Raw genomic sequence first — 7072 nt, 5'->3', positions numbered from 1 at the left:
CCTTTTCTGAGTGATGGCAGTGCTGCCGTTACAGCCGTATTGCTGGCTTTAGCAATCCCCCCTCTCTCTCCCTGGTGGATGACCGTTATCGGGGTGACCTTTGCCATCGTGTTTGCCAAGCATTTGTATGGTGGTCTGGGCTATAACCCGTTCAATCCCGCCATGGTCGGTTATGTTTTGCTATTGATTTCTTTTCCTCTGGAAATGACGACCTGGTTGCCTGTGCAATCAATGGCGGAGCAGCCGATGGGTTGGATGAGCGCACTGCAATTGATTTTCACCGGTCAGTTTAATGGTCTGGGTATTGATGCCTATTCCGGTGCAACTCCGCTTGATGTCATGAAAACGCAAATTGTACTGCAGCAACATCCAGAGTTTATCAGTAGCCAGCCACTGTTCGGCATGGCCGGTGGCCTGGGCTGGGAGTGGATCAATATCTGGTTTGCCCTGGGTGGTATCTGGCTGATTTATCGTAAAATTATCAGCTGGCATGTGCCGGTCGCGATGCTTCTGGCGTTGCTGATAATCAGCAGTATCACCACCCTGATTGATCCGACTGTTTCCGGTTCACCACTGTTTCATTTGTTAAGTGGCGGCACCATGCTGGGGGCATTCTTCATTGCCACTGATCCGGTCTCAGGTTCCACTACATTAAAAGGCCGTATCGTGTTTGGTGCCGGAGTCGGAATTCTGACCTATGTGATTCGTATCTGGGGTGGCTATCCGGATGGCGTGGCATTTGCCGTTATTCTGATGAATATGTTGGTGCCATTGATTGATTATTACACGCAACCACGGATCTATGGTGGTGCAGCACGATGAAAGCATTATGGAATCAACCAGCTTTTCGGGTTGGCCTGATGCTGGCGCTGTTTGCGATTGTAGCGACCACTTTGGTGGCCTTTACTGAAGAAAGTACTCGCGCTCAGATTAAAGAAAATGAACGTCTGGCGTTACTGGAAGCCATAAATACTCTGGTGCCCAAACAGGCTTATGACAATGCTATTCTGAATGACACAATTGTACTGCCACCTACCCCGCAATTAGGGACTGAAGAACCCACAACGGTGTTCCGTGCAAGAAAAAATAATGAACCGGTGGCGGCCGTATTAACCAGTGTGGCACCAGATGGTTACAGTGGCAGTATCAAAATTCTGATAGCTGTTTATGCCGATGGCAGTCTGTCAGGTGTGCGGGTTATCAGCCATAAAGAAACACCGGGGCTTGGTGATAAGATTGATGCTCAGCGCGATGACTGGATCCTGCAATTTGCTGGTCTGTCGCTATCATCACCGGACAAATCACGCTGGAAAGTTAAAAAAGATGGCGGTGATTTTGATCAATTTACCGGGGCAACGATTACTGCACGAGCAGTGGTCAATGCCATCAAACGCACATTGGAATTTTTTGAAGCCAATCAGGATAAGCTGTTTATCCCTGCAGAGGAAAACACATGACAATCTACAATCAGATTATTAAAGAAGGTCTGTGGAAAAATAATCCCGCGTTAGTGCAATTGTTAGGTTTGTGTCCTTTACTGGCGGTCACTAATACCCTGATTAATGGGCTTGGGCTGGGGCTGGCGACTATTCTGACTCTGGTTGCGTCAAACGGCATTATTTCCATGTTGCGCCATCAGATTCCTGATGAAGCGCGGTTACCGGTATTTGTATTGATCATTGCTTCGATTGTGACCGCTATCGAATTATCAATGAATGCCTGGTTTCATGAACTGTATCTGATCCTTGGCATCTTCATTCCGTTAATCGTCACCAACTGTTCAATCATTGCCCGTGCTGAAGCCTTTGCAGCGCGAAATCCGGTCACCCCTTCGTTATTGGATGGTCTGATGATGGGTATTGGTTTTACCGCCGTGCTGGTCCTGCTGGGCGGAATGCGTGAATTAATTGGTCAGGGCACCTTGCTGAGCCAGGCACATCTGATGTTCGGTGAAGCTGCGCGTGGTCTGGAAATCACTGTAATTGATGATTACCGTGGTTTTCTTATCGCCATTTTGCCACCGGGTGCCTTTATCGGTCTGGGACTCATCGTGGCACTGAAAAATGTCATCGATGCCCGTGTTGCCAATCGTGCAGTGAAAGTGGAAGTTGAAGCGCTGACACCGCAAACCACGACAGGTTAACGATGAATCAAACGCAGCGGCAACAGTTTTTCAGCAGACTGCGCGCTCACAATCCGGCGCCAACAACCGAGTTGAATTACAACTCACCGTTTGAATTACTGATCGCCGTGATTCTCTCCGCTCAGGCAACTGATGTCGGTGTTAACAAAGCCACCGACAAGCTGTATCCGGTGGCGAATACACCACAGGCGATTCTCGATTTAGGTATTGCTGGACTGAAAAGCTATATCAAAACCATCGGCCTGTTTAACAGCAAAGCCGAAAACGTTATCAAAACCTGCCAGCAGCTAATCGACAAACATAATGGTCAAGTTCCAGATAATCGGGAAGCGCTGGAAGCCCTGCCTGGTGTCGGTCGTAAAACCGCCAATGTTATTCTCAATACCGTTTTCAAGCACCCCGTTATGGCGGTGGATACGCATATTTTCCGCCTGGCGAATCGCACCGGTCTGGCTAAAGGTAAAAATGTCCGTGAAGTCGAAGATCGCTTGATGAAAGTGATCCCCAACGAATTCAAACTGGATGCACATCACTGGCTGATCCTGCATGGCCGTTACGTTTGTACCGCCAGAAAACCGCATTGCGATCAATGTATTGTGACCGACCTGTGCGATGAATTTCGTCGCATGCAAGCCACCTCCAGGAAAACCGCCTGATGGCAGTTTTCAGTCAGGATCGTGATGCACTGCGCCAGCAATATCATGATGTCTGGCAAAAAATGCAATCCGGTCAAATACTCAGTGCTTTGGAACAAATGATTGCAGATGTCATTGTTTTGCATCCTGAATACCACCAGTTACTCTCCTCCCCGATTCAATCAGGCCAGGAGTATTTTGTGGAAAACGGTGAGACCAATCCCTATCTGCATATGGGCCTGCATATCGCGGTGCATGAACAGATTTCCACCGATCGCCCGGCTGGTATTGTGATCGCTCATCAAAAATTAATGGCTAAAACGGCTGACCCACACGCTGCAGAGCATTTAATGATTGATTGTCTGGCAGAGCAACTTTGGCTGGCTCAGCAGCAACAACAACCACCCTCAGAAACCGCCTATCTCAGAGCCCTTAAACATTTAGCGGAGAAGTAAACATGCAGGCATTACAGTTTCAGCATGCTCAGCCTATGTCTCAACTGATCCATCAACCGACGCCGAAACCAACCGGTCATGATGTATTAGTTGCCGTGGAAGCCGTCGCCGTAAATCCGGTCGATCTGAAAGTTAAATCAACCATTGATGCTGAATCGACTGGCAAGATTCTTGGTTGGGATGCCGCAGGCACCATCGTAGAAGTAGGCGAAAAATGTCATGATTTTCAGGCCGGAGATAAAGTTTTCTACGCCGGAGATGTTGGCCGTGATGGCTGTTTTGCCTCTCACCAACTGGTGGATTCACGCATTATTGCCAAAGCGCCGCAATCACTTGAGATACATCAATCAGCCGCCTTACCGTTAACCAGTCTGACCGCATGGGAAAGTCTGTTTGATCGACTCAGAATTAATGTGGAGAAGGATCTGGGTAAAACCCTGTTAATTATCGGTGCTGCAGGTGGTGTGGGGTCAATGGCAATTCAGCTGGCTAAACAGCTCACCCATCTCAGGGTCATAGCGACCGCTTCGCGCCCGGAAACCACAGAATGGTGTGAAATACTGGGGGCTGATGCCGTGGTCAGCCATCAAGGCTCCTTAACCCACAATTATCAGCAAGCAAACCTGCCAGCGCCGGATTATATTCTGTGTCTGAATGACAGTGATTATTACTATCCGCAAATGGTTGAACTGATTGCGCCACAAGGCCTGATAGCCCTGGTGGTCAGCTTTCAGCAACCTGTGGATTTGAATCTGCTGAAAACCAAAAGTGCCGGGCTGGTCTGGGAATTCATGTTCACCCGTCCCCATTTAAAAACGACAGATATCAGCCAACAAGGACTGATTCTTAAACGTATTGCTGAAATGGCTGATTTAAACCAGTTATATCCAGTATCGCTACAACATTTTGACAATCTGACACCTCAAACACTTGAACAGGCTCATGATTTAGTCAGCCATGGAAAAACAATCGGAAAAATCACGCTCGGGCCGCTGTCTGATGCGTAGCGCGGCTGAGCATATGCCCGTATAATTAGTACCACTATTATGGAGTCAGAGGTAAACCATGCAATCATCTAATTCACCTAAGTACCTGATCGGCAGTTTAATTGTTGTCGCAGTACTGTTCGTCATCGCTAACCTGATTTTGTCCAATATGCTGGCTATTGCTGATGGAGTCGTCGAGCCTGAACCCATGGATGCTGAAGCGATTGCTGAAAGATTAAAGCCAGTAGCACGGGAAAACATTGGTGAAGAACAGATTGCAGAGGCTCCTGTTGCTGATGAAACTGAAGATACTGCAGGCAGCGCTGATGAAAATAGCGTTGGCAAGCAAGTAACAACACAGGTTTGTGCTGTTTGTCATGGCACTGGCATGATGAACTCACCGAAAATCGGCAATGCTGCCGACTGGGCTCCACGCATCGAAAAAGGCATGGATACCCTTTACGAACATGCAATTAACGGCTTTAACATGATGCCTGCTCGGGGTGGTAATCCAAAATTGAGCGATGATGAAGTCAAAGCGGCTGTCGATTATATGATTTCATCTGCCGACTGAATTAATCATTTCATAGCCAACAAGTTAAGCCGGTCATTTCCGGCTTAACTTGTTGAGATACATAGCAAAAGAATTTTTGTAGTCATTAAGCCTTATGCTGAACCGATTATCGTCTAGCATTGACAGGGATCACACCAGCCGCCATGAGCTTACTCAGTTTTAATCTTCCAATAGTTGCCTTATTGCCTTTTGCTGCAGCGCCTTTTGCCGCTTGGGCCACGCGGTACAACCGATTAGCCTCTGCCTGGATTGCTGGGTTAACAACCTTGCTGACGCTGGCCATCTTGTTTCCCTCCATGCAGTTTATCTTTGCTGGCGAAACCCTCATTCAACAATGGTCCTGGCTGCCTTCAATTGGGTTTAATCTCGCTTTTCGTCTGGATGGTCTGGCTCTGCTGTTTGCCTTACTGATCCTGCTGATTGGTCTGCTGATCATCTTTTATGCCCGATATTACCTGTCGGCAAAAGATTCCATGGGGCGTTTTTACGCCTATATGTTGATGTTCATGGGCTCTATGCTGGGCATTGTATTATCCGAAAATCTGTTACAACTGGTGGTGTTCTGGGAACTCACCTCAATCACCTCGTTTCTGCTGATCAGCTACTGGCAGCATCGTCAGGATGCACGCCAGGGTGCCCGCATGGCACTTGCCGTAACAGGTGCTGGTGGTCTGGCATTGCTAGGTGGTGTGTTATTACTCGGGCACATTGTTGGCAGTTATCAATTAAGCGATGTACTGGCTTCCGGGGAGTTAATCAAAGGGCATGATTTATATCTGCCAACTTTAGTGTTGATTCTGCTTGGTGTATTCACCAAATCGGCCCAGTTTCCGTTTCATTTCTGGTTGCCCCATGCCATGGCAGCTCCAACTCCGGTTTCGGCCTATCTGCATTCCGCCACTATGGTGAAAGCCGGTATTTTTTTACTGGCACGATTTTTCCCGGCGCTCTCCGGTACACCAGAATGGATGTGGATGGTAGGCACAGCAGGGATGATCACGCTGCTCCTCGGTGCCTACGTCGCTTTATTCAAACATGATTTAAAGGGTCTGCTGGCTTATTCGACCTTGAGTCATCTTGGCCTCATTACCCTTTTGTTCGGCTTCAGCAGTGAGCTGGCACTGGTTGCCGCGATTTTCCATATCATCAATCATGCTACTTTCAAAGGTTCACTGTTTATGGTTGCCGGCATTATTGATCATGAATCCGGCACCCGTGATATGCGTAAACTCAATGGTCTGTTCAAAATGATGCCGCATACTGCGATGCTGGCGATGATTGCTGCTGCTGCGATGGCCGGTGTACCGCTGTTAAATGGATTCCTCAGCAAAGAGATGTTTTTTGAACAGGCCATCAGTGCATCGGGAACCACATTAGCCGCCTGGACCATTCCGGTATTAGTGACCTTGGCCGCCATTTTCTCAGTCGCTTATTCACTACGGTTTATTCATGATGTTTTCTTCAACGGCGAACCGATTGATTTGCCAAAAACACCCCATGAGCCCCCCAGGTTTATGAAAATTCCGGTCGATATTCTGGTGGTGTTATGTTTACTGGTCGGCGTTGCGCCCATGTTTTTGATCAGCCCAATACTGACCGTTGCCGTAGCTTCAAGTCTGCAAACGGCAGCGCCTGAATTCAGTCTGGCTATCTGGCATGGATTCAACCTGCCGTTAATGATGAGTTTCATTGCTTTGGTATTAGGTGTGGCCGTTTACAGCATGCGCCATCGCTTATTTGCCTGGCACGACAGATGTCTGCATGGCCTCGACGGTAAAGCGGTTTTTGACTGGGTACTGTGGAAAATCATTCGTCTATCGAAAAAAATTACTGATGCATTTGATCAAACCACCTTACAACCCGCCGTGACCTGGGTTATTGGTGGCGCATTGATGCTGAGTATCATCACCTTCTTCCAGTTCAACTCACCTTTACTTGGCGATCGGGTTTTGATGGAAGCCGATGTCATTACCTTTTTAATGTCGGCAGTACTGATTATTGCCAGTATCCTGACAGTAATGCTTCACCATAAACGGCTGGTTTCGCTGATTGCTATCGGGGTTGTCGGTCTGGTGGTGGCTTTAGGCTTTGTGAAGTTTTCAGCACCGGATTTGGCGCTGACCCAGTTATCCGTTGAAGTGGTCACCATTGTCCTGTTGTTATTAGCCTTATTCTTTTTGCCACAACACACGCCACAGGAGCGTAGCTATATTCGTTTCACGCGGGATGGCGTGATTTCTGTAGCGGCTGCAGTGTCGGTATTCTTTTTGACTATGGCT

At 48.0% G+C, this 7072-nt stretch carries 8 protein-coding genes; all 8 read left to right on the top strand.

Going from position 1 to position 7072, the window contains the following annotated elements:
- Nucleotides 1–822, top strand: an 822-nt coding sequence (locus tag B3O33_RS04520; RefSeq protein ID WP_292363059.1) for an RnfABCDGE type electron transport complex subunit D, incomplete at its 5' end; no start/stop codon positions are given.
- Nucleotides 819–1457, top strand: a complete 639-nt coding sequence (rsxG, locus tag B3O33_RS04515; RefSeq protein WP_292362552.1) for an electron transport complex subunit RsxG — start codon at nucleotides 819–821, stop codon at nucleotides 1455–1457. The genes B3O33_RS04520 and rsxG, both read left to right, overlap by 4 nt.
- Nucleotides 1454–2143 (top strand): electron transport complex subunit E, encoded by a 690-nt coding sequence (locus tag B3O33_RS04510; protein ID WP_292362551.1) that lies wholly within the window; start codon nucleotides 1454–1456, stop codon nucleotides 2141–2143. The genes rsxG and B3O33_RS04510 overlap by 4 nt, the downstream gene beginning before the upstream one ends.
- A 2-nt stretch (nucleotides 2144–2145) precedes the next feature.
- On the top strand, nucleotides 2146–2799 hold the full coding sequence (gene nth, locus B3O33_RS04505; protein WP_292362550.1) for an endonuclease III: 654 nt from the start codon (nucleotides 2146–2148) through the stop codon (nucleotides 2797–2799).
- Nucleotides 2799–3233: a DUF1841 family protein gene (locus tag B3O33_RS04500; RefSeq protein ID WP_292362549.1), complete on the top strand. Its 435-nt coding sequence runs from the start codon at nucleotides 2799–2801 to the stop codon at nucleotides 3231–3233. Before nth ends, B3O33_RS04500 begins: the two co-directional genes overlap by 1 nt.
- A 2-nt stretch (nucleotides 3234–3235) precedes the next feature.
- Nucleotides 3236–4240, top strand: coding sequence for a zinc-binding alcohol dehydrogenase family protein (locus B3O33_RS04495; RefSeq protein WP_292362548.1), 1005 nt, complete (start codon nucleotides 3236–3238; stop codon nucleotides 4238–4240).
- 58 nt (nucleotides 4241–4298) lie between these two features.
- Complete coding sequence (locus tag B3O33_RS04490; protein ID WP_292362547.1) at nucleotides 4299–4793, top strand: c-type cytochrome; 495 nt, start codon at nucleotides 4299–4301, stop codon at nucleotides 4791–4793.
- A 143-nt stretch (nucleotides 4794–4936) separates the two neighbouring features.
- The coding region (locus B3O33_RS04485; RefSeq protein WP_292363057.1) for a proton-conducting transporter membrane subunit at nucleotides 4937–7072 on the top strand (2136 nt) is incomplete at its 3' end.

The sequence above is a fragment of the Methylophaga sp. UBA1464 genome, from assembly GCF_002325665.1.
GTDB lineage: Bacteria > Pseudomonadota > Gammaproteobacteria > Nitrosococcales > Methylophagaceae > Methylophaga.
The sequence above is the reverse complement of the archived record's forward strand: the minus strand, read 5'-3'. Positions and strand labels throughout refer to the sequence as shown.

What these genes read in the sequence shown, in the direction of transcription:
- B3O33_RS04510 (WP_292362551.1), top strand. Translation starts at nt 1,454, where the DNA reads ATGACAATCTACAATCAGATTATTAAAGAAGGTCTGTGGAAAAATAAT.
- B3O33_RS04490 (WP_292362547.1), top strand. Translation starts at nt 4,299, where the DNA reads ATGCAATCATCTAATTCACCTAAGTACCTGATCGGCAGTTTAATTGTT.
- B3O33_RS04495 (WP_292362548.1), top strand. Translation starts at nt 3,236, where the DNA reads ATGCAGGCATTACAGTTTCAGCATGCTCAGCCTATGTCTCAACTGATC.
- B3O33_RS04500 (WP_292362549.1), top strand. Translation starts at nt 2,799, where the DNA reads ATGGCAGTTTTCAGTCAGGATCGTGATGCACTGCGCCAGCAATATCAT.
- rsxG (WP_292362552.1), top strand. Translation starts at nt 819, where the DNA reads ATGAAAGCATTATGGAATCAACCAGCTTTTCGGGTTGGCCTGATGCTG.
- nth (WP_292362550.1), top strand. Translation starts at nt 2,146, where the DNA reads ATGAATCAAACGCAGCGGCAACAGTTTTTCAGCAGACTGCGCGCTCAC.